General features: G+C 66.0%; 19 protein-coding genes and 1 pseudogene. 10 read left to right on the top strand and 10 right to left on the bottom strand.

The genetic code is table 11. From position 1 onward, the window contains the following. Positions 1-11: 11 nt before the first annotated feature. The 4 genes from WN72_RS12555 to WN72_RS12540 form a co-directional block, all read right to left on the bottom strand. On the bottom strand, positions 12-545 hold the full coding sequence (locus tag WN72_RS12555) for a DUF4142 domain-containing protein (protein WP_027558203.1): 534 nt from the start codon (positions 543-545) through the stop codon (positions 12-14). A gap of 91 nt (positions 546-636) precedes the next feature. Then, positions 637-1341 (bottom strand): RNA polymerase sigma factor, encoded by a 705-nt coding sequence (locus WN72_RS12550; RefSeq protein ID WP_167381013.1) that lies wholly within the window; start codon positions 1339-1341, stop codon positions 637-639. A gap of 100 nt (positions 1342-1441) precedes the next feature. Continuing rightward, the gene (locus tag WN72_RS12545) at positions 1442-2308 is read right to left on the bottom strand and encodes a sulfurtransferase (protein WP_027558201.1); all 867 of its coding nucleotides are present in this window, start codon (positions 2306-2308) and stop codon (positions 1442-1444) included. Between the two features lie 221 nt (positions 2309-2529). Next, positions 2530-3864: a dihydroorotase gene (locus tag WN72_RS12540; RefSeq protein ID WP_092217912.1), complete on the bottom strand. Its 1335-nt coding sequence runs from the start codon at positions 3862-3864 to the stop codon at positions 2530-2532. Positions 3865-3960: 96 nt separating this feature from the next. Between WN72_RS12540 and ygfZ the strand changes: the two genes are divergently transcribed. The 7 genes from ygfZ to WN72_RS12505 all read left to right on the top strand — a co-directional run bounded on the left by ygfZ (position 3961) and on the right by WN72_RS12505 (position 10677). Next, a complete protein-coding gene (gene ygfZ, locus WN72_RS12535) occupies positions 3961-4836 on the top strand; it encodes a CAF17-like 4Fe-4S cluster assembly/insertion protein YgfZ (RefSeq protein WP_092217911.1) in 876 nt (291 codons plus the stop codon). Continuing rightward, positions 4833-5459 (top strand): DNA-3-methyladenine glycosylase I, encoded by a 627-nt coding sequence (locus WN72_RS12530; protein ID WP_027558198.1) that lies wholly within the window; start codon positions 4833-4835, stop codon positions 5457-5459. Before ygfZ ends, WN72_RS12530 begins: the two co-directional genes overlap by 4 nt. Continuing rightward, positions 5456-6070, top strand: coding sequence for a YfbR-like 5'-deoxynucleotidase (locus WN72_RS12525; protein ID WP_027558197.1), 615 nt, complete (start codon positions 5456-5458; stop codon positions 6068-6070). Before WN72_RS12530 ends, WN72_RS12525 begins: the two co-directional genes overlap by 4 nt. Positions 6071-6215: 145 nt before the next feature. Further along, on the top strand, positions 6216-6722 hold the full coding sequence (locus tag WN72_RS12520; protein WP_027558196.1) for a tyrosine phosphatase family protein: 507 nt from the start codon (positions 6216-6218) through the stop codon (positions 6720-6722). Further along, positions 6719-6901, top strand: a complete 183-nt coding sequence (locus tag WN72_RS12515) for a hypothetical protein (RefSeq protein ID WP_027558195.1) — start codon at positions 6719-6721, stop codon at positions 6899-6901. Before WN72_RS12520 ends, WN72_RS12515 begins: the two co-directional genes overlap by 4 nt. Further along, complete coding sequence (locus WN72_RS12510) at positions 6898-7866, top strand: NUDIX hydrolase (protein ID WP_092217910.1); 969 nt, start codon at positions 6898-6900, stop codon at positions 7864-7866. The genes WN72_RS12515 and WN72_RS12510 overlap by 4 nt, the downstream gene beginning before the upstream one ends. Before the next feature lie 93 nt (positions 7867-7959). After that, complete coding sequence (locus WN72_RS12505; RefSeq protein WP_092217909.1) at positions 7960-10677, top strand: DUF2339 domain-containing protein; 2718 nt, start codon at positions 7960-7962, stop codon at positions 10675-10677. Between the two features lie 3 nt (positions 10678-10680). On the opposite strand, the gene WN72_RS12500 is transcribed toward WN72_RS12505, so the two are convergent. From WN72_RS12500 to WN72_RS12475, 6 genes and pseudogenes are all read right to left on the bottom strand, one after another. Beyond that, the gene (locus WN72_RS12500; protein WP_167381012.1) at positions 10681-12369 is read right to left on the bottom strand and encodes a methyl-accepting chemotaxis protein; all 1689 of its coding nucleotides are present in this window, start codon (positions 12367-12369) and stop codon (positions 10681-10683) included. 292 nt (positions 12370-12661) lie between these two features. Then, positions 12662-14403 (bottom strand): annotated as a pseudogene (locus WN72_RS12495) (methyl-accepting chemotaxis protein). A gap of 228 nt (positions 14404-14631) precedes the next feature. Then, positions 14632-14865 carry a DUF6894 family protein gene (locus tag WN72_RS12490; protein WP_027558190.1) on the bottom strand — a complete coding sequence of 78 codons (234 nt, stop codon included), beginning with the start codon at positions 14863-14865 and terminating at the stop codon, positions 14632-14634. Positions 14866-15015: 150 nt separating this feature from the next. Beyond that, positions 15016-15603 (bottom strand): hypothetical protein, encoded by a 588-nt coding sequence (locus WN72_RS12485; protein ID WP_027558189.1) that lies wholly within the window; start codon positions 15601-15603, stop codon positions 15016-15018. A 113-nt stretch (positions 15604-15716) separates the two neighbouring features. Beyond that, a complete protein-coding gene (acuI, locus tag WN72_RS12480) occupies positions 15717-16703 on the bottom strand; it encodes an acrylyl-CoA reductase (NADPH) (protein WP_092217908.1) in 987 nt (328 codons plus the stop codon). Positions 16704-16744: 41 nt separating this feature from the next. Further along, a complete protein-coding gene (locus WN72_RS12475; RefSeq protein ID WP_092217907.1) occupies positions 16745-17995 on the bottom strand; it encodes an MFS transporter in 1251 nt (416 codons plus the stop codon). 336 nt (positions 17996-18331) lie between these two features. Between WN72_RS12475 and nadA the strand changes: the two genes are divergently transcribed. From nadA to nadC, 3 genes are all read left to right on the top strand, one after another. Next, a complete protein-coding gene (gene nadA / locus WN72_RS12470; RefSeq protein WP_092217906.1) occupies positions 18332-19438 on the top strand; it encodes a quinolinate synthase NadA in 1107 nt (368 codons plus the stop codon). Positions 19439-19628: 190 nt separating this feature from the next. Then, positions 19629-21236, top strand: coding sequence for an L-aspartate oxidase (locus tag WN72_RS12465; RefSeq protein WP_027558185.1), 1608 nt, complete (start codon positions 19629-19631; stop codon positions 21234-21236). Positions 21237-21248: 12 nt separating this feature from the next. Then, positions 21249-22124 carry a carboxylating nicotinate-nucleotide diphosphorylase gene (gene nadC / locus WN72_RS12460; RefSeq protein WP_092217905.1) on the top strand — a complete coding sequence of 292 codons (876 nt, stop codon included), beginning with the start codon at positions 21249-21251 and terminating at the stop codon, positions 22122-22124. Positions 22125-22220 lie beyond the last annotated feature (96 nt).

Here is a 22220-nt window from a genome sequence, read left to right as displayed (position 1 = left end):
CTCGCACGCTCCTATTTCAGCTCGGCCGCGACGTGCTCGGCGTGCTGCTGATGGCCCTCAAAGATCTTCAGGCCGGTCTGCAACAGGCTTTTCAGCTCGGCATTGCTCGCCGACGGAATCAGCTGGGTCTCCAGCGCGCCGTTGACCGTCTTGTGGTAGGCGACCTCATTGGCGACATAGGCCTTGTCGAAGGCTGCGCCGCTCAGCTTGTCGAGCTCGGCCATCTTGTCGCTCGCCTGCTTCGACAGCGCCTTGCTGGTGTCGTTGTCCTCGGGGGTGACGTTGAGCTTCTTGACCAGCGCCAGCGCCTGCTTGTTGACCGCCTCATGGTCGCGCAGCATGTCGTCGGCAAACGCCTTGACGTCCTTGTTCTTGGCCTTCTTCTGCGCCTGCTTGGCCGCGTTGATGTCGATCACGCCGGCGGTATAGGCGATGTGCGCGATCTGCGGATCGGTGAGCTTGTCGGCAGCGCGTGCGCCTTGCAGCAGCACCGGGCTGGACAACAGAATGGCCGCGGCGACGGCCGCGCTCCAACGGATGAACATGGTTTGACACTCCTGTGCTGCCGGACGGTTTGCCGGCGCGTTGCTTCACAGGAATTGGATGGACATTGTGCGCAAACGTTCCCGAAAAATTTCAGCCGCCGATGCCGAGCCGCTTCAGCACGGCCTCCGTCAGCCGTTCGCAGCGCCAGCCGGCAAACGGGAATGCGTCCATCATCACCGGGCCGATCTCCTTCTCGACGTTCTCGCGCAGCATGGCGCGGGCGCGGTGCAGCCGCGTCTTCACGGTCTCGGGCTTCACACCAAGCAGATCGGCGGTCTCCTCGATGTTCATGCCCTCCATGACCCGCGCGACGAACACCATGCGGAAGACATCCGGCAACTCGTCGATGGCGCGTTCGACGACGCGCTGGATTTCACGTTGGGCCATGGTCCTTTCCGGATCGCCTGCGGGAGAAACGGGAAATTTGATGATCTGCGCCTCGAGCGCCGCTTCCGGCACCGCGCCGAGCTCGACATGCGGCCTGGCGCTGCGCGCCCGGCCAAGCGCCTCGTTGATGGCGATGCGCGACAGCCACGTCGACAGTCCGGACTCGCCGCGGAAGCCGTCGAGATGGGTGAAGGCGCGGACATAGGTTTCCTGCACCACGTCCTCGGCCTCGCTGTCGCTGCGCAGGATGCCGCGCGCGAGACGGTAGAGCCTGCGGTTGTTGGCCTGCATGATCTCGCGCAGCGCGGCCTCGTCCCGGCCGCGCGCGCGCTCGATCAGCTCGGCCTCCAATGTCCTGATTTCCGGGGTTTTTGCGCCGGCGGACAGGCCGGCTGCGGTCCGTTGCATGGCGGTCACCTGCTTGTTTCGCGTCGTTCCGGACATTGGATGCAGGCCAAGGGAAAAGGTTCCCAATTTTCTTACCCTCCCCGGGAGGGGAGGGTAAGAGCTAATCCGTCTCGATCGGCAGCGTGGGGTCCCTCGCCCATTCACCCATCGAGGCATCGTACAGCGTCAGCTTGTCGTAGCCGAGCTGCGTCAGCATCAGCAGGTCGATCGTCGCCGAGATGCCGCCGCCGCAATACACGATCACATTCTTGTCGCGCGTGACGCCCTGGGCCGCGAATTTCGCTTCGGCATCCGCAAGGCTCGTCAGCGTCTTGTCAGCATTCGCGAGCGTCGCCGCCGGGACATTGACGCTGCCGGGCACGCGACCGGGCCGGCCGTAGCGGCTCGGCTCGAGGCCCTGGTGAAACTGCGGTCCGAGTGCGTTGACGATCACCGTCGAGGGATCGCCGATCCGCGCCTTCACGACATCCTTGTCGACGAAGAAGCCGGCGCGTGGCGACGCCTTGAAGGTCGTCGCCGGATAGCCCTTCGGTGCGCCTGTTTCGATCGGCCGCCCCTCTTGCTTCCATTTGTCGAGGCCGCCGTCGAGCACGCGCGCGTCGACGCCGAGCGAGCGCAACATCCACCAGAACCGCGTCGACCACATCATGGTGCCGATGCTGTAGAGCACGATGGTCTTGGATGCATCAAGGCCGTGGCGGCCGAACGCGGCCTCGAGCTGGGGCACATCGGCCATCATGAAGAGCGGACCTGCGGAGATGTCGGAGAACTCGCCTTGCAGATCGAGGAAATCGGCGCCCGGGATGTGGCCGGCCGCAAAGGTCTTGTCGCCGGGCACCGCGCGATACGGCACGTCGCTGCCGGGCGGGACGGGCTCGTTGTAGGTCGTGCAGTCGTAGAGGCGCAGATTGGGATCGCCGAGAATGGCGGCGAGTTGCTCGGTGGTGATGAGGGCGTTCTCACTCATGGATCGAATCTCCCGTGATGAACTGCGAACCTATCTATTGCGCTTGCAACCAAATCCTCAAAACTTAACCCGTCACCCTGAGGTGCCGGAGCGCAGCGGAGGCCTCGAAGGGCGACGGCCACCAGCGGGGCCGTTCATCCTTCGAGGCTTGCCATGCCGTGCAAGAGCACCGCATGGCGCGCACCTCAGGATGACGGATTGAACAGGCGACGGCACATCGGCTACTGCTTCAACGTCTCCAGAAACCGCACCGGCTCACCTTGCGAGGCCGTCACCAGCTCGCCCTGCCACATCACGCGGCGGCCGCGGATGAAGGTACCGACGGGCCAGCCCGTCACACGCACGCCGTCATACGGCGTCCAGCCGGCTTTCGACGCCACCCATTTGTTGGTGATGGTCTCGCTGCGCTTCAAATCAACCACCGTGAAATCGGCGTCGTACCCGGCGGCGATACGGCCCTTGCAGGCCATGTTGTAGAGGCGCGCGGGGCCGGCGCTGGTGAGATCGACGAAGCGAGCCAGCGACAGGCGGCCGGCATTGACGTGATCGAGCATCAGCGGCACCAGTGTCTGCACGCCGGTCATGCCGGAGGGCGAAGCGGGATAGGTCTTCTGCTTCTCTTCCAGCGTATGCGGGGCGTGATCGGAGCCGAGCACGTCGATGATGCCCTGCTCGATGCCGCGCCAGATGCCGGCGCGGTGATCGGCGCCGCGCACCGGCGGGTTCATCTGCGCGAGCGTACCGAGCCGCTCATAGCATTCGGGCGCGACCAGCGTGAGATGATGCGGCGTCGCCTCGCAGGACGCGACGTCCTTGTGGTCGCGCAAAAACTCGATCTCTTCCTTGGTCGAGATATGCAGCACGTGGATGCGTTTGCCGGTCTCGTGCGCGAGCTTGACCAGGCGCTGCGTCGCCAACAGCGCCGCGGTCTCGTCGCGCCAGACCGGATGCGAGCGTGGATCACCCTCGATGCGCAGGGATTTCCGGTCGTTGAGGCGGTATTCGTCCTCGGCATGGAAGGCGGCACGGCGGCGGATCACCTGGAAAATACGGCGCAGGCTTTCGTCGTCCTCCACCAGCAGCGCACCGGTCGAGGAGCCGATGAATACCTTTACGCCGGCGCAACCCGGCGCACGCTCGAGCACCGGCAGGTCCTGCACGTTCTCGCGGGTGCCGCCGATGAAGAAGGCGAAATCGCAATGCATGCGGTGATGGGCGCGCTTCACCTTGTCGGTGAAGGTCGCTTCCGTCACCGTTAGCGGCGAGGTGTTCGGCATCTCGAACACGGCCGTGACGCCGCCCATCACGGCGCTGCGCGAGCCGGTCTCGAGGTCTTCCTTGTGCTCCAGCCCGGGCTCGCGGAAGTGCACCTGCGTGTCCATCACGCCGGGCAGGATGTGCAGGCCCTTGCAGTCGATCACCTCGGCGGCGGAGCCTTGCGACAGAGGACCCAGCTCGGCGATGCGACCGCCCGTGATGCCGATATCGCGAACACCCTCGCCGTCCTGGTTGACGACGGTGCCGCCCTTCAAGATCACATCGAAACGCTGGGTCATGGGGCCTCTCTCATCCCCAAGCGCAGGGCTCGAGGTCTTGTCGTTTATGCCTTGCGGGCTTACGTTCCGGAGCAACATGTCGCAAGAGATTTTCACATGAAATCAGCGTTTCTTCCCGACCGGGGCGTGGTCAAGGTCGCGGGCGAGGATGCGCGCAACTTCCTCAACGGCCTCATCACCACCGATGTCGACAGGCTCAAGCCGGGCCTGGGGCGATTCGGCGCGCTGCTGACGCCGCAGGGCAAGATCATCGTGGACTTCCTGATCACAGAGGTGCCCGCGGGCCATGGCGGCGGGTTCCTGATCGATTGCCCGAAGCCGCTGGCCGAGGGATTCGCCACCAAGCTGAAATTCTACAAGCTGCGCGCCAAGGTCACGGTTGAAACCCTCGATCTCGGCGTGCTCGCGGCCTGGGGCGGCCAGCTTGCGGCGCAACCGGACCTCGCCTTCGCCGATCCGCGCAATGCCGAGCTCGGTACCCGCATCCTGATCCCCGAGGATCTCAAGCAGAAATTGTCCGACCTGATCGGCGCCGAGTTGGTCGACGCTGCCGACTACGAGGCGCACCGCATTGCGCTCGGCGTGCCGCGCGGCGGGCTCGATTTCATGTACAGCGACGCGTTCCCGCACGAGACCAACATGGATCGGCTGGCCGGCGTCGATTTCGACAAGGGCTGCTATGTCGGCCAGGAAGTCGTCTCGCGCATGCAGCATCGCGGCACCGCGCGCACCCGCAACGTGAAGGTGCTGCTCGACGATCTCTCTCCGGAGGTCGGCGTCAGCGTCATGGCCGGAGACAAGCAAGTCGGCACCATGGGCTCGTCGGCGCAAGGCAAGGGCATTGCGCTGGTCCGCATCGACCGCGTCGCCGATGCGCTCGATGCCGGCCAGCCGCTCACCGCCGGCGGCCTGCCCCTGACGCTCGCCGAACCCGAAATCGTGCGTATTCCAACCAAGCAACCCACCGCATGAGCCGAGCCCCCCGCCTGCATCCCGACGGAAAAACCCGCTGCCCTTGGCCCGGCGAAGACCCGTTCTATGTCGCCTATCACGACACCGAATGGGGCGTGCCGGAATATGACGACCGCGCGCTGTACGAAAAGCTGATCCTCGACGGCTTTCAGGCCGGCCTCTCCTGGATCACGATCCTGCGCAAGCGCGACAATTTCCGCAAAGCCTTCGATGATTTCCAGCCGGAGAAGATCGCGCGCTACAGCGACAAGAAGGTTCACGCGCTGATGAACGACGTCGGCATCGTGCGCAACCGCGCCAAGATCGAAGGCACGATCCTGAGCGCGAAGTCGTATCTCGACATCATGGAGAAGGGCCCGGGCTTCTCGAAGCTGCTGTGGGACTTCATGGACGGGCGGCCCAAGGTCAACCATTTCAAGACCACCGCGAGCGTGCCGGCCTCGACGCCGCTGTCGGTGCAGATCTCGAAGGAGCTGTCCTCGCGCGGCTTCAAATTCGTCGGCCCGACCATCGTCTACGCCTTCATGCAGGCGACCGGCATGGTCAACGACCATCTGGTCGACTGCCACTGCCACGCGACCTGCGGCAAGACGCAGCGCAAGCCGCGCCTTAGGGCCAAATGACCGCGAAGAAGACGGCGCACGATGCGCAATCCCGCGCCTGGCAGCGCATGCTGTCGGGCCGGCGGCTCGACCTGCTCGATCCCTCGCCGCTCGACGTCGAGATCGCCGACATCGCGCACGGGCTGGCACGCGTGGCGCGCTGGAACGGGCAGACCACAGGCGCCCACATCTTCTCGGTCGCGCAGCACACGCTGCTGGTGGAGACAGTGATGCGGCACGAGATGCCGCGCGTCGACCAGCGCATGCGGCTCGCCGCGCTGCTGCACGATGCGCCCGAATATGTCATCGGCGACATGATCTCGCCATTCAAGGCCGTGCTCGACGGCCATTACAAGGCGGTGGAAAAGCGCCTGCTCGGCGCCATCCACGTCCGCTTCGGCCTGCCGCCGGTGCTGCCCGAGGAGATCACGCAGGCGATCAAGGCCGCCGATCGCGGCGCGGCGTACCTCGAGGCGACCGAGCTTGCCGGCTTCAGCGAGAGCGAGGCCAAGCGCCTGTTCGGCAAGGACCCGGGCCTCTCCGACAGCGTCCGGCGCGATTATCTCACGCCCTGGACCGCGGCGCGGGCCGAGAAGCAGTTTCTGGAGCGGTTCGGCGCGGTGTTTGCGTAGCATCATCCCTTCGTAGGGTGGGCAAAGCGAAGCGTGCCCACCAAACTGGGCGAAATGCGCGCGGTGCGAAATGGTGGGCACGGCGCGATGCGCCTTTGCCCACCCTACGAGCGCTCGCTATAATCAGCGGCAAAAAAGGTCCGTCATGATCCACGTCTGTTCCCTCGCCGCGCTTCCCGAAACCGTCCGCCTCACCAAGGCTAGCCACGTGCTGACGGTGATGGCCAATGTCGAACAGGTGGCGCGGCCCGTGTCGGTGCTGCCGGCCAACCATCTCAAGGTGTCGATGGACGACATCACCGAGGAGATGGACGGTTTCGTCGCGCCGTCGGAGGCGCATATCGACCAGGTGCTGGCTTTCGTGCGCGGCTGGGATCGCGCTGCGCCGCTGGTGGTGCATTGCTATGCCGGCATCAGCCGCTCCACCGCGAGCGCGTTCGCGGCGGTGTGCGCGCTCAATCCCGAGCGCGACGAGATCGAGATCGCCAAGAAGATCCGCGCGGCTTCGCCAATCGCCTCGCCGAACCGGCGCATCGTCAGCCTTGCCGACCGCGCCCTCGGGCGTAACGGTCGCATGCTGCGCGCACTCGACGAGATGGGGCCCGGCGCCATGATGGTCGAAGGCCGCCCCTTCGTGATCGAGCTCGAATGACCGCTGCAGGCCACTATGCAGGTGCCGCCGTCATGGCCGGGCATAGCCGTCCGAAGGACGGCGTCGCTTCGCTCGCCTATGTCCCGGCCATCCACGAACTTTCCCGCGGCACGCAGAACGTGGATGCCCGGGACAAGCCCGCGCATGACGTGGCACCACCCGCGATCATCATCGCATGAGCGACAAGCTGCTGACGCCGATCGAGATCGGCCTGACCGCGGCGATCGTCGCGATCGCGGAGCATGAGCCGCTGGTCCTCACCGCGCGCGGCAGCGACGGGCTGGCCGGACTGCCGTTCGGGCCGTTCGATGCGCTGAGCCACCGCACCTTCGAGATCGGCCTGCGCGCCTGGGTCGAGGAACAGGCGGCCTTGCGGCTCGGCTATGTCGAGCAGCTCTACACGTTTGGCGATCGCGGCCGTCATGCCGAGGCCGGCGACACCGGCGCGCATATGGTGTCGATCGGCTATCTCGCGCTGACGCGCGCGGTGGACGGCGAGCTTGCGGCGACCGGCGCGAGCTTCGAGCCCTGGTATCGCTTCTTCCCCTGGGAAGACTGGCGCGAGCAGCCGCCCGCGATCATCGCCCGCGACATCATTCCGGCGCTCACCAAATGGGCCGAGGAAGAGACGCCGGAGACCACGCGCGCACTGCCGCGCAAGGATCGCGTGCGGTTCTATTTCGGCCTCGACGGCGCGCCCTGGGACGAGGAGCGCGTGCTCGACCGCTACGAGCTGCTCTACGAGGCCGGGCTGATCGAGGAGGCGCGGCGCGACGGCCGTCCTGCGGCATTAGCGCGCAAGGCGCTACCCGCGCTCGGCACCTCCATGCGGTTCGACCACCGCCGGATTCTTGCCACGGCAATCGCGCGGCTGCGCGCAAAATTGAAGTATCGCCCTGTGGTGTTTGAACTTTTGCCCGCCGAGTTCACACTTACGGAGTTGCAGCATACGGTGGAGGCGATCTCCGGCCGGCATCTGCACAAGCAGAATTTCCGCCGCCTGGTCGAAACCGAAGCCCTGGTCGAACCGACCGGCGTGATGTCGACACAGACCGGCGGACGGCCGGCGGCGCTCTACCGCTTCCGACGCGAGGTGCTCCAGGAGCGGCCCGCGCCGGGCTTGCGCGTACGCTCCCGGCGCTAGAGCATGATCCGGAAAAGTGCGTAGCGGTTTTCCGAGAAGATCATGCTGAGATTCGCGTGATCGGCCCCTGCGCGCCGGTTGCCTGGAGGCTTCATGTTCGACGGCCCGTTTGACGTCTTCGCGTTGATCATCGCGATCATCGCCTTCCTGATCGCGATCAAGGCTTCCAGCGAGGCGGCCGAGCTGCGCCGCCGGCTGAGCTCGCTTGAAGAGAAATTTCATGCGCAGCGGCCGGTGCAACCGCCGCCGCTGCTGCCCGCCCAGGTGCAGGCCGAGGCGCCCGCGACGGCTGCTGCCGCCGAGCCGCCGCTGCTTGCGCCGGAAGCCGAAGCCGCACCGCCTCCGCTCGTCACCGAAGACGCTTCGCCGCCGCCCCTCGAAGCGAGCACGGAGGCCGATGCACCGCCGCCGCTGCCCGAGCCGGCTGCAGTTTCCAGAGAACCCGGCTTCGAGGAGCGTCTCGGCACGCGCTGGGTGGTGTGGATCGGCGGCCTTGCGCTCGCGCTCGGCGGCTTCTTCATGGTGCGCTATTCGATCGAGGCCGGCCTCGTCGGCCCCGGCGTGCGCGTGTTCCTCGGCGGCCTGTTCGCGGCTGCGCTGCTCGGCGCTGGCGAATGGACGCGGCGCAAGGAGAGCATCTCCAACATCGCGGCGCTGCCGATTGCCAACATACCCGCCATCCTCACCGCGGCCGGAACGGCGGTGGCGTTCGCGACCATCTACGCCGCCTATGCGCTCTACGGCTTCCTCGTGCCTGCGACCGCCTTCGTGCTGCTCGGCATCGTGGCGATGGGCACGCTCGCCGCGGCGCTGCTGCATGGACCGGCACTCGCCGGGCTTGGCGTCGTCGGCGCGTTTGCGACGCCGGTCCTCGTCTCCAGCGGCAAGCCGGACTATTGGGCGCTCTACATCTATCTCGCCATCGTCACCGCCGCGAGCTTTGGTCTCGCCCGGATTCGGCTGTGGCGCTGGCTTGCGGTGACCACTATCGCGTTCGCCGTGCTGTGGGTCTTCCCGGGGCTCGACACCAGCGACTTGCAGGTCGCGCCGCACGCCTTCCATGTCATCGCCGGCTTCGTGCTCGCCGCGCTGCTCGTGGTCTGCGGCTTCATGTTCGGACCAACCATCGAGGACAGCGAGATCGAGTCGGTGTCGTCGAGCTCGCTCGGCGCCTATCTGTTCGGCGCGATGCTGATCGTGCTCTCAAGCGCGCATGCGGATCTTGCGCTGATCGCCTTCACGCTGCTTGTCGGCGGAACGCTGTTCGTCGCCTGGCGGGCGCCGGCGGCGACCGGCGCGCTCGGCGCGGCCGCTGCGACCGTCTTCATCGTGTTCGCGGAATGGGCGGTGCGTGCCAATCCGGATATGCTGGTGTTGCCGGGCGGCCCGATGCCCGGCGTCGGACCGGTCGCGACCGACAGCTCAGTTACCCTGCATCTGGTGATGGCCGCGATCTTCGCCGCGGGCTTCGGCGTCGCGGGCTTTTTCGTGCAGGGCCGGTCGAATTCGCCGATCATCCCGGTGGTGTGGTCTGCGGCAGGCGTCGCGACGCCGATCGCAATCCTGGTTGCGCTCTATGCGCGCATCGCCCATCTGGACCGCTCCATCCCGTTCGCGATCCTCGCGGTCCTGCTCGCCGCGGCCTTCGGCGCTGCGACCGAAGCGCTGATGCGTCGCGAAGAACGACCGGGCGTGGCAACCTCGATCGCTCTGTTCGCGACCGGCACGCTCGGCGCGCTGGCGCTGGCGCTGACCTTTGCGCTGGAGAAGGGCTGGCTCACCATTGCGCTCGCGCTGATGTCGCTTGGCACCGCCTGGATCTCGTTGCAGCGGCCAATTCCCGTGCTTCGCCGGTTAGCTGCGATCTTCGCCGCGATTGTCACCGCACGCATCGCCTATGATCCGCGCATCGTCGGCGATGCCGTCGGCACAACGCCGATCTTCAACTGGCTGCTGTGGGGCTACGGCCTGCCGGCGGCCTCATTCTGGGGCGCGAGCATCTTCCTGCGCCGCCGCGGCGATGACGCCCCGCTGCGCGTGGTCGAAGCGGCTGCGATCCTGTTTACGGCGCTGCTCGCCTTCATGGAAGTCCGTCACCTTGCGACCGGCGGCGACATGATCTCGCCGCCGTCACTGCTCGAATTCGCGCTGCAGGTCTGCGTCGCACTCGCGATGGCGATCGGGCTGGAGCGGCTGCGGCTGCGCAGCCGCAGCATCGTGCACAATGTCGGAGCGGTCGTGCTCACCGTGATCGCCGGCCTCATCAGCGTGTTCGGCCTCTTCATCCTGGAGAACCCACTGATCTGGCGCATCGACGTCGGTGGCGCGGTGTTCAACCTGCTGCTGCTCGGCTACGCACTGCCGGCGATCCTGATGCTGCTGCTCTCTTATGCCGTGGTCGGCGCGCGTGGCAAGGTCTACGCCAACACGATTGCCGGCGGCGCACTGGTGTTCGCACTCGCCTATGTCACGCTGGAGATCCGCCGCTTCTATCACGGCCCGATCCTCTCCACGGGACCCACGACGGGCGCGGAGCAATACACCTATTCGATCGGCTGGCTCGCCTTCGGCGTCGTGCTTCTCGGTGTCGGCGTTCTCGTCAATTCGGAGCGCGCCCGCCTGGCCTCGGCGCTCGTGATCGCGCTGACGATCCTCAAAGCCTTCGTCATCGACATGTCGACACTGACAGGCATCTACCGCGCGCTGTCGTTCATGTGCCTCGGTATCGTGCTGGTCGCGATCGGCTGGCTCTACCAGCGCATCCTGTTCCGGCGGCAGGTCGCGCCGCCGGCTCCACAGACAGGCAGTTAAGTCTCAGGCCGCGCGGACCGATTCCAGGAACTGCGCGACCTCGACCTTGAGGCGCGTGCTGTCGGTCGCCAGCGATTTCGCCGCCGACAGCACCTCGACCGAGGCCTCGCCGGTCTCGATCGCGCCGCGCTGCACGTCGGTGATGTTCGAGGAGACCTCCTGCGTGCCGACCGAGGCCTGCTGGACGTTGCGCGAGATCTCCTGCGTGGCCGCGCCCTGCTCCTCGACGGCCGCAGCGATCGCCGCGGACACTTCGGAGAGCCGCTCGATGGTGCCGCCGATCTCCTGGATCGCGGTGACGGATTCCTGCGTCGCGGCCTGGATGCCCGAGACCTGCGCCCCGATCTCGCCGGTGGCCTTCGCGGTCTGCTCGGCCAGGGCCTTGACCTCGGAGGCGACGACGGCGAAGCCGCGGCCGGCTTCGCCGGCGCGCGCCGCCTCGATGGTCGCATTCAGCGCCAGCAGATTGGTCTGGCCCGCGATGGTGTTGATGAGCTCGACGACGTCGCCGATGCGGGAGGCCGCCTGCGACAGCGCATTGACGCGCTCGTTGGTCCGCGCCGCCTGCTCGACCGCTTCCGCCGCCATCCGCGCCGAATCCTGCACGCGACGGCTGATCTCGGTGATGGAGGACGACAGCTCTTCCGAGGCGGAGGCGACCGCCTGGACGTTGGTGGAGGCTTCCTCGGACGCGGCGGCAACCACAGTTGCCAGCTCCTGCCCGCGCTGCGCGGTGCTGGTCAGCGTCGATGCCGACGCCTCGAGCTCGGTGGATGCCGAGGACACGGTGCCGACGACCTCGCCGATCATGGCCTCGAACCTGCTGGTGATGGCGTCGACGCGGCGGCCGCGTTCGATCTTGGCTTCGGCATCGGCCGCGGCAGCTTCGTCGGCGGCCTTCTTGGCGATCAGGGCTTCCTTGAAGATCTGGAGCGCATCCGCCATCGAGCCGATCTCGGTCTTCTCGCCGCGATGCGGCACCTCGGCCGAAAGATCGCCTTCGCCGAGCGACTGCATCGGCTTGATGATCGAGGCGATGCCACGCGACACGTCGCGCACGAGATAATAGGCTGCGCTGATCGCGATCACGACCGAAAGCACGATGATGCCGACCAGCACGCGGAAGATCGTGGCGTAGCTGTCGGCCGCCTGCTTCGTCTCCAGCTCGGCGCCGCGATTGTTCATTTCGATCCCCTTCTGGAGCAGCGGATCGGCCGCCTGCGCCATCTTGGCGACCTTGGTCTGCAGCATTTCGTTGGCTTCAGCCGGGAACTTGCCGACGCTCTTGCGCGACAGCGCCATCACCTCCTGCACGCCGTTCAGATACTCGCCCCAGGCCGTGGCCCATTGCTGATAGAGCGAGCGCTCTTCCGATGAGGTGATCAGGGGCTCGTAGACCTTGCGGGTCTGCTCGATGCGGTCGCGCAACGAGGCAAGGCGCTTCTCGGCGGCCTCCTTGCCCTCGGCGCTCTCCTGCATCAGGTGCAGCCGCAGCGCGACGCGCAGCTCGTTGATGTCGGCCCGGAGCGAGCCGAGCGCACGCACGCTCGGCAGCCAGCTTTCGGCGATCTCGACGGTATGGGCGTTGATGTTCTGCATCGTGCCGATCGCCGTCACGCCGACGCCGGCGAGCGAGAGCACGAGGACCGACAGCACGGTCAGAAGCTTGAACACGATCGACAACTTCGACATCACGACAATCCCGCTGATACCAGGCAACGCACAAGTCACCCGCGCCGCAATCGTCGCATCGGACGACAGGGCCGGCTTCATTCCAAAAATGCTGGCTGGTTCTTATCCGGTAAGATTGCGCCCATAATTGCAAACAGGCGTTAACAAGAACCTAGTGGAACTACTGCTTCGCCGATTCTCGATACTCACAACGCCCGCGCAATCATTTACGGTTGCGGCGGTATCCCGCTGTGCACGTGAATGCGCTTCACGCGCGGCCGTTGGAGCTGGTCCACGCCCGGCGGGGCACAGATCAGGCCGCGCGCACGGTATCGAGAAATCTCCCGACCTCGAGCTTGAGACGGTTGCTGTCGCCCGACAGCATCTGCGCGGCGGACAGCACCTGCGAGGAGGCCGAACCGGTCTCGCTTGCGCCGCGCTGCACGTCGGTGATGTTGGACGAGACCTGATGCGTGCCTTGCGCGGCCTGCTGCACGTTGCGGGAGATTTCCTGCGTCGCCGCGCCCTGCTCTTCGACCGCCGCCGCGATGGTCGAGGAGATCTCGGACAGCTTTTCGATGGTGTCGCTGATGTCCTTGATGGCGCCGACCGATTCCTGCGTCGCGACCTGGATGCCGGAGATCTGCTGACCGATCTCGCCGGTCGCCTTCGCGGTCTGCTCGGCCAGCGCCTTCACCTCGGAGGCGACGACCGCAAACCCCTTGCCGGCCTCGCCGGCGCGCGCCGCCTCGATCGTGGCGTTGAGCGCCAGGAGGTTGGTCTGGCCCGCGATGGTGTTGATCAGCTCGACGACGTCGCCGATCCGCGTCGCCGCCTTGGACAGCTCGCTGACGCGTTCGGTCGTGGTGCGCGCCTGGCCGACGGCTTCGCTCGCGACACGAGCGGATTCCTGCACCTGCCGGCTAATCTCCGTGATCGAGGACGACAGCTCCTCGGTGGCCGAAGCCACCGACTGCACGTTGGTGGAGCTTCCTCCGAAGCGGCTGCAACCACCGTGGTCAGCCGTTGCGTACGCTCCGCCGTCGAGGTCAGCGTCGTGGCGGACGCTTCGAGCTCGGTCGAGGCCGACGATACCGTGCCGACGATTTCGCCGACGGCGCCTTCAAAATTGTCGGCAAGCCTACGCATCTCCGCTTTGCGCTGCTCGGCTGCGATCTGATCCTGCCGCATCTTGGCTTCCGCTTCCGCGCGCGCCTTCTGCTCGGACACGATCTTGAATTTCTCGACGGCACCGGCGACCTCGCCGACCTCGTCCTTGCGGCCGAGGCCCGGCAGCACCACCGAGAAATCGCCCGCCGCGAGCTTCTCCATCGCGAGCGTCAGCGCACGCATCGGCCGCGCGATGCTGAAGACGGAGAAGATGCATGCGCCGACGAGAACCAGTGCGACCAGCACACCGACGACGAGCGACGTCCGCGCAACCGATGCAGCCTCCGCTTCAGCCTCGGCGCGGGTCTCGACACTTCTCTGCTTGGAGAATTCGGTGATCTTGTTGGACAGGTCCGAAATCTCTTCGTTGATCGGCGCCAGCGTCCCTTTGCGGATGCCGTCGATCTCGGCCACGAGCTTTGCGTATTGCGCCGCCGCCTCGCCGTCCTTCTTTCCCTCGAGCGCGAGCTCCTGCCTGCGGACGGATTCGATCTGCTGCGCGCCTTTGCCGAAATCGCCGATCAGCACGGTCAAGCGCTCGATCCGCTGGCGGTTCTCGGGGGAGCGCGAGAGCTTCGCCATTTCACCGGCGAATTTCTGGGCCGCCGTCTGGCGGTCGTTGAAGTAACCGACCGCTTTCTGCATCTCGGCCGGCGAGGATGAGGTCAGGATGTCGCGAATGCCGATCTGCATGCCGCGGACCGAGGCCTTCGCTTCGGCGGCATTCTGCGCGATCGCCTGCTGCCCCGCTGCGCTCATGCCGAGCTTCTGGACCTCGGCGCCGCCGCTCATCTGCAGGTAGATCATCAGCGCAACGAGCCCGATGGTCAGCGCCGAGGTGACGGCGAGCTTGGTGCCAATTCGCAGATTTTGAATGAACGACATCGAAATATCCCGGCTACGCATGACCGCGCGGACGCGCGTGAAAAGTCCGGAAAGGCTAGCCGAGAGGTTCCTCATTAACGTTAAGCGGGGCGCATCGCGGCCTAGGTAGAAATACCGAAAACGCTGCTCAAGCTGCCGGACTTGCGCACTTTTCGCGTGTATCCGGGTCCCGCCTCGCGGATTTGCAGGGATCGCGATTCGTTAACGCCCGGCCCTCGTTCGCGGCCGTCAGCCCATCTTCTCGCCGACGAGGCTGACGCGGAAGACCGGCTTCTTGTTCTCGTCGAGCAGCTCCATGCGCCACTCGGCATTCGGCTTCAGGCCACGCGCGATGCCGCCGAGCAGATTGGCGCAGACCTCGGTCATCTCGCTCCAGGCGGCTGCCCTGTCCTCGAACTCGTACGGCTGGTCGGCGGCGCCGGAATAGCGGCCGGTGCTGATGCGGAAGAAATACAACGACATTGTAAAGCCCTTGCGCCCCCCGGCCCTGCGCAAATTGGGGCGCGACTAGCTACCAACGCATGAAAACCGCCGTCCGTATGATTACGGCGCAGCGGCTTCGTGCTCGATGGGCTCTTCGACGAGAAAGTACGCGGGGACGCCGCGGCCGGCTCACTGGGTCGAGCGGCGCAGCTCCAGCGGGGCGTCGTTCCTGGCGGGCTCGGCCTTCACCGGCTCGAGCCGACCGCTCTCGACACGCGGCGTCTCGACGCGCGCGGCGACCTCTGTGTTGGAGGCGCCGACCGAGCCGGTGCGCTCGGACGAACGCAGCGAGCGCGGACGCGCCGTGGCACGCGCCATCAGCATCTGGTTGCCGCCCTGGTGATGGAAGTCGCAATAGGCGAAGCCCATTCCCGACACCGAGCCGCGGAAGCTGCGCTCGTCGGTTTTTTCCAGGTTGAAACAAGGCTCGAACGGAATGCCCTTGATCGAGGCGCAGACGTTCTGGCCGCGGATCTGGAGTGTGTTGCCGGGCAGGCGGAGATGGCGCACCGGGCCCGAGCCCGAGAACTGCACCGCGCCGGCAGCGCCAAGGTCATCGAGGATGCGGCCCGCGCCGCGGGTGCCGTCGAAACAGGTGAAAGCGAACACCTTGCCGGCGACGAAGCGGCGCGCCTCGTCGGCATTCATGCTTCCAGCAATGGCGGGCGCAAACGTCGCTGCCGCCGTGACAGCCCCCAACACAATACGCGCAAGCATGCTCTACTCCGAACCGACCCCCGCAGCGGGCGATGCCTTATCTCTTTACCCGCTGCTTACCATACTAACCAAGGCAACATTGAAGCAGCTTGGTTGGTAAAGTCTGAACGCCGTTAGACAATTTTTACCACGACGCGACCGCGGACCTGACCGGCGAGGATTTTCGCGCCCCATTCCGGAACTTGGTCGAGCGAAATTTCCTGAGTGATTTCAGATAGTTTCGTCCGATCCAGGTCGGATGCCAGACGCAGCCAGGCAGCCTTCCGCGGCTCAATCGGGCACATCACGGAATCGATGCCGAGAAGGCACACTCCGCGCAAAATGAAGGGTGCGACGGAAGACGGCAGGTCCATACCGGCCGCCAATCCACAGGCCGCGATCGCCCCACCGTATTTTGTCATCGACAGGAGATTCGCGAGCGTGGTCGAGCCGACGCTGTCAACGCCGCCCGCCCAGCGCTCCTTGGCAAGTGGCTTGGCCGCCGCCGACAATTCGTTGCGGTCGATGACCTCAGTGGCGCCGATCTCTTTCAGATAGTCAGCCTCGGAGGCGCGGCCGGTCGAGGCGATGACGTGATAGCCGAGCTTCGACAGCACGGCGGTTGCGACCGAGCCGACGCCGCCGGCGGCGCCCGTCACCACCACGGGGCCGCTCTTGGGCGAGATGCCGTGCTTCTCCAGCGCCAGCACCGAGAGCATCGCGGTGAAGCCCGCGGTGCCGATCGCCATGGCATCGCGCGCCGAGAGCCCTTGCGGCAACGCGACCAGCCAGTCGCCCTTCACCCGCGCTTTCTCGGCATAGGCGCCGAGATGCGTCTCGCCCATGCCCCAGCCGGTGCAGACCACCTTGTCGCCCGCCTTCCATTGCGGATGCGAGGAGGCTTCGACCGTGCCTGCGAAGTCGATGCCGGCGATCATCGGGAAACGGCGCACCACCGGCGCCTTGCCGGTGAGCGCGAGACCGTCCTTGTAGTTCAGCGTCGACCATTCCACGCGGACGGTGACATCGCCATCCATCAGCTCGGCGTCGTCGAACTGCGTGAGCTGCGCGGTGGTGCCCTTGTCCGCCTTGTCGATCCGGATCGCCTTGAATGTGGCCACGGCTGAACTCCCTGACTTGTTTGACGGGGATGTTTAGCCGATCAGGCAGGCTGCGCAACCGCCCGCTGAACCGGTTTCTCCACGATCGGAAGATTGATCAGCGCCGAGAGCACGCCGAACAGGATCGAGAGCCACCAGATCGGCGTGTAGGAACCGAACTTCTCGAACACGATGCCGCCAAGCCAGACGCCGAGGAAGCCGCCGACCTGATGGCTGACGAAGGCAAAGCCATACAGCGTCGCGAGCCAGCGCGTGCCGAACATCAGTGCGACCAGCGCAGAGGTCGGCGGCACCGTCGACAGCCAGGTCAGGCCGGAGATTGCGCCGAACGCGATCGCCGAGAACGGCGTGATCGGGAACGAGATGAAGGCGAGCGTCGCAAGCGCGCGGGTGAAATAGATGGTCGAGAGGATGTAGCGCTTGGGCAGCGAGTTCTGGAGATAGCCGACGCTGAGCGATCCCATGATGTTGAAGAGGCCGATCGCCGCGATCACCCAGCCGCCGGTTTGAGTCGAGATGCCGCGATCAACCAGGAACGCCGGCAGATGCACGGTGATGAAGGCGAGCTGGAAGCCGCAGGTGAAGAAGCCGAGCACCAGCAGCACATAGGAGCGATGGCCGAACGCTTCAGCGAGTGCCTTGGTAAAGGTCTGCTCATCCGCAGGCGTCGCGTTCGCCGTGCTCGTGACCGGCGGCGTCGAGAGCGCCAGCGACAGCGGAACGATCAACAGCATCAGGAAGCCGAACACGGTGAGCGCCTGCTGCCAGCCGAAATTGTCGATCAGCGCGACGCCGATCGGTGCGAACAGGAACTGGCCGAACGAGCCCGCCGCGGTCCCGGCGCCGAGCGCAAGGCCGCGCTTCTCCGCCGGCAGCAGCTTCGTGAACGCCGAGAGCACCAGATTGAACGAGCAGCCGGCAAGACCAAAGCCGATCATGACGCCGGCGCCGATGTTGAGCGACAGCGGCGTCGAGGAATAACGCATCAGCAAGAGGCCGCCGGCATAGAGCAGCGCGCCGACGCACATCACCCGGAACAGGCCGAACCGATCGGCGACCGCACCGGCGAAGGGCTGGCCCAATCCCCACAACAGATTCTGCACGGCGATGGCGAGGCCGAACACGTCGCGGCCCCAGGCGAATTCGTGGCTCATCGGCTGCACGAAGAAGCCGAGCGCCGAGCGCGGGCCGAAGCCGAGCATGCCGATGGCGCAGCCGCAGAGAATGATGATCGCCGGCGTGCGCCAGGAGGAACGGGAGGCCGGACCGAGCTCGCCCACTTGTGTCGACATGCACTTCCTCATGTGTCGTTGGCGGATCCGGAATAGGCAGCCGCAACAGAGCGTTTAATGCAAATGCATGAAAGTCCCAAGTCAAAAAAGACTGCATTCCACGAAGGGCTGCCGCGAGAGCATTGCGTTTCGTCGCAGACTCGCCTGACGCGATAAGGCCGACTTGACGGGAATGTGTGCGGCTGGCCCTAGCGGCCGACTGCAGGGCGTGTTATCTTCGATTTACTCAAATTGAGTATATGTAGCTGTGGCGAAGCGCCCCGGCCCTCTCGGCCGGATTTCTCAGGCTCCATATATACTCATATAGAGCATAATTAGCATAGACGGGAGGCTTTGATGCCGATCACTGGAATTTACGGCCCCGACGATCTTGCAGGCCCGCCTCAGGGCCGCACCACCATCGCTCCTCGCGCTGCGCCGGCGCGCACGGAAGCTGCGCTGCCGATGCCCTCGCTGGAATGGACCGATGAGGTCGAGCGCGCCACGGCTCCGCTCTATGAGCGCGTGAAGCACGTGATCCCGCCGATCGAGTGGCCGCTGATGGCGCCCACCATCAAGGCCATCCATGAGCTAAAGGCAGCCCGCGGCGCGGTAATCCTCGCGCACAACTACCAGGCGCCGGAGATCTTCCACTGCGTCGCCGACATCGGCGGCGACTCGCTCCAGCTCGCGGTCGAAGCGACCAAGGTGAAAGCCGGCATCATCGTCCAATGCGGCGTGCACTTCATGGCGGAGACGTCGAAGCTGCTCAATCCGGACAAGACGGTGCTGATCCCGGACTCGCGCGCCGGCTGCTCGCTCGCGGCCAGCATCACTGGCGCCGACGTGCGGCTGCTGCGCGAAAAATTCCCCGGCGTACCCGTCGTCGCCTACGTCAACACCTCGGCGGAGGTGAAGGCCGAGGTCGACATCTGCTGCACCTCGTCCAACGCGGTGCAGGTGGTGGAGAGCCTGAACGCACCGACCGTGATCTTCCTGCCCGACCGCTATCTCGCCACCTACGTGGCCTCCAAGACCGACGTGAAGATCATCGCCTGGAAGGGCGCCTGCGAGGTGCATGAGCGCTTTACGGGCGAAGAGCTGCGCGCGTTTCGCAACGCCGATCCGTCGGTGCAAATCATCGCGCATCCAGAATGTCCGCCGGACGTGCTGGCGGAAGCCGACTTCACCGGCTCGACCGCGCACATGATCAACTGGGTGCGCAACAAGCGGCCGCGACGGCTGGTGATGATCACGGAATGCTCGATGGCCGACAATGTCCGCGCCGAGCTGCCCGATGTGGAGATGCTGCGCCCCTGCAATCTCTGCCCGCACATGAAGCGCATCACCCTCGCCAACATCCTGGAGAGCCTGCTGACCCTGCGCGAGGAGGTCACGATCGATCCCGCGCTCGCAGCGCGAGCACGGCGTTCGGTCGAGCGGATGATCAATCTGAAGAATTGAAGGCGAGAAGCAGCAACAACACAGCTGTCGTCCCGGACAAGCGCAGCGAAGCGGAGCGCAGATCCGGGACCCATAACCACAAGGAGTGGTTTGGCGAAGACTCGTGGTGACGAGCTCTCTCCGCAACTACTCCCTGGGGTTATGGGTCCCCGCTTTCGCGGGGACGACGGTGGAGTGAAAGGATAGAACCATGACAAACAACATCCACAACCTCACCCGCACCACCGACGACATCATCATCGTCGGCGGCGGCCTTGCCGGATTGTTCTGCGCACTCAAGCTCGCGCCGCGGCCGGTGACATTGATCTCGGCCGCGCCGCTTGGCCAAGGCGCATCCTCCGCATGGGCGCAAGGCGGCATCGCCGCGGCGGTGGCCGAGGGTGATACGCCGGAAGCGCATGCCGCTGACACCATTGCCGTTGGCGGCGGCATCGTCGACGAAGCCGTCGCACTCGGCATCGCGCGTGAGGCGGCACCGCGGATCCACGATCTGCTCGCCTATGGCGTGCCGTTCGATCGCGACCTTGAAGGCCGACTCGCCGTCGGGCGGGAAGCTGCGCATTCCGCGCGGCGCATCGTGCATGTGCGCGGCGACGGCGCGGGCGCGGCGATCATCGCGGCCTTGAGCGAGGCCGTGCGCCGCACACCCTCGATCCGGCTGATCGAAGGTTTTGTCGCCGAGGCGCTGTTGACGGAAGACGGCGCGGTCACCGGACTTCAATTGCGCAAGGCCGGCGATTCGGCGGCGCGACCGGTCCTGCTCGCCTCACGCGCGGTGGTGCTCGCCACCGGCGGCATTGGCCATCTCTATGCCGTCACCACCAATCCGGTTGAAGCGAACGGCTCGGGCGTCGCGATCGCTGCACGCGCCGGCGCGGTCATCGCCGACCCCGAATTCGTGCAGTTCCACCCGACCGCCATCATGGTCGGACGCGATCCTGCGCCGCTCGCGACCGAAGCTCTACGCGGCGAAGGCGCGACGTTGATCAATGGCGATGGCAAGCGCTTCATGCTGGCCCACCATCCGCTCGCCGAGCTCGCGCCGCGCGACATCGTCGCCCGCGGCGTGTTCGCGGAGATCGCCGCCGGGCGCGGCGCCTTCCTCGATGCACGTCAGGCGCTGGGCGCACGCTTCGCCGACAAATTTCCGACCGTGCATGCAAGCTGCATCGCCGCCGGCATCGATCCCGCGACGCAGGCCATCCCGATCGCGCCGGCGGTGCATTACCACATGGGCGGCATCGCGGTCGATGCACGCGGCCGCAGCTCGATCGACGGGCTCTGGGCCGGCGGCGAGGTGTCGTCCACCGGCGCGCATGGCGCCAACCGCCTCGCCTCGAACTCGCTGCTGGAAGCCGTGGTCTATGCCGCGCGCATCGCCGACGACATCGCCGGCCGCGCGATCCCCTCGCCGGCCCGGCTTCCGGATGCGCTGGTGACACAGCGCGTCGGCGCGCCGGATGCAGCCAGCGTGGCGCGGTTGCGGGCGATGATGAGTGCGAATGTCGGCGTGATCCGCGATGGTGACGGTCTTACCGAAGCCGTACGCAGCTTCGCCGCGCTGGAACGCGAGGCGACGAGCATCACCGTCCGCAACATGGCAACGACGGCCCTGCTCGTCGCAGCCTCGGCGTGGACCCGCCGCGAGAGCCGCGGCGCGCATTTCCGCTCCGACCATCCGGCGGATGTTCCCGCGCTGGCGCAGCGGACAATGACCACGCTCGCCGCTGCACGCGAAATCGCGGACAGCCTGAGCGAGCGTCCGCTGCCGCGCACCGTCCAACCCATGATTGCCTGAAGGACACTCGATATGACCCCGACCTCCCTGCTCTATCCCGACGCCTTCCTTTCGCCCCTCGCCATCGACGAGGCCGTGCAGCGCGCACTGGCGGAAGACCTCGGCCGCGCCGGCGACATCACCTCGCTCGCGACAATTCCCGAAGCAACGAAAGCGCAGGCCATTCTGGTCGCGCGCCAGTCCGGCGTGATTGCCGGATTGCCGCTGGCGCTGGCGACGCTACAAAAGCTCTCGTCCGACATCGAGGTGCGCGCCCATGTGCGCGATGCCGCGCGCGTCGCTCGGGGGCAGCACGTGCTGATGATCTCCGGCCCGGCGCGCGCCATTCTCACCGCAGAGCGGACCGCGCTGAATTTTGTCGGCCGGCTGTCGGGCGTCGCGACGCTCACGGCCGACTACGTCGCGCGCACCGAGGGCACGAAGATGCGGATCTGCTGCACGCGCAAGACCACGCCGGGATTGCGGGCGTTGGAAAAATACGCGGTGCGCTGCGGCGGCGGCTTCAACCACCGTTTCGGGCTCGATGATGCGATCCTGATCAAGGACAACCACATCGCGGTCGCGGGCGGCATCCGCCCGGTGCTGGAGCGCGCCCGGCCTTACGCCGGCCATCTCGTCAAGATCGAGATCGAGGTGGATACGCTGGCGCAGCTGCGCGAGGTGCTCGACACAAGTCTCGCCGACGCCGTGCTGCTCGACAACATGGATCTTGCGACCTTGCGCGAGGCGGTGCGGATGACGGAGGGGCGCCTCAAGCTGGAAGCGTCCGGCGGCGTCACACCGGACTCGATCGCCGCGATCGCGGCGACCGGCGTCGACTACGCCTCAGCCGGCGCGCTGACGCATTCGGCACCGAATTTCGACTGCGCGCTGGATATCGAGGCGTAGATCGTCATGCCCGGGCTTGTCCCGGGCATCCACGTTCTTCGTTCCCCATAGCCAGACGTGGATGGCCGGGACAAGCCCGGCCATGACGGTGTGGAA

The sequence above is a fragment of the Bradyrhizobium arachidis genome, assembly GCF_015291705.1.
Taxonomy (GTDB): Bacteria; Pseudomonadota; Alphaproteobacteria; order Rhizobiales; family Xanthobacteraceae; genus Bradyrhizobium; species Bradyrhizobium arachidis.
This window is presented reverse-complemented; position numbering and strand designations above follow the sequence as displayed.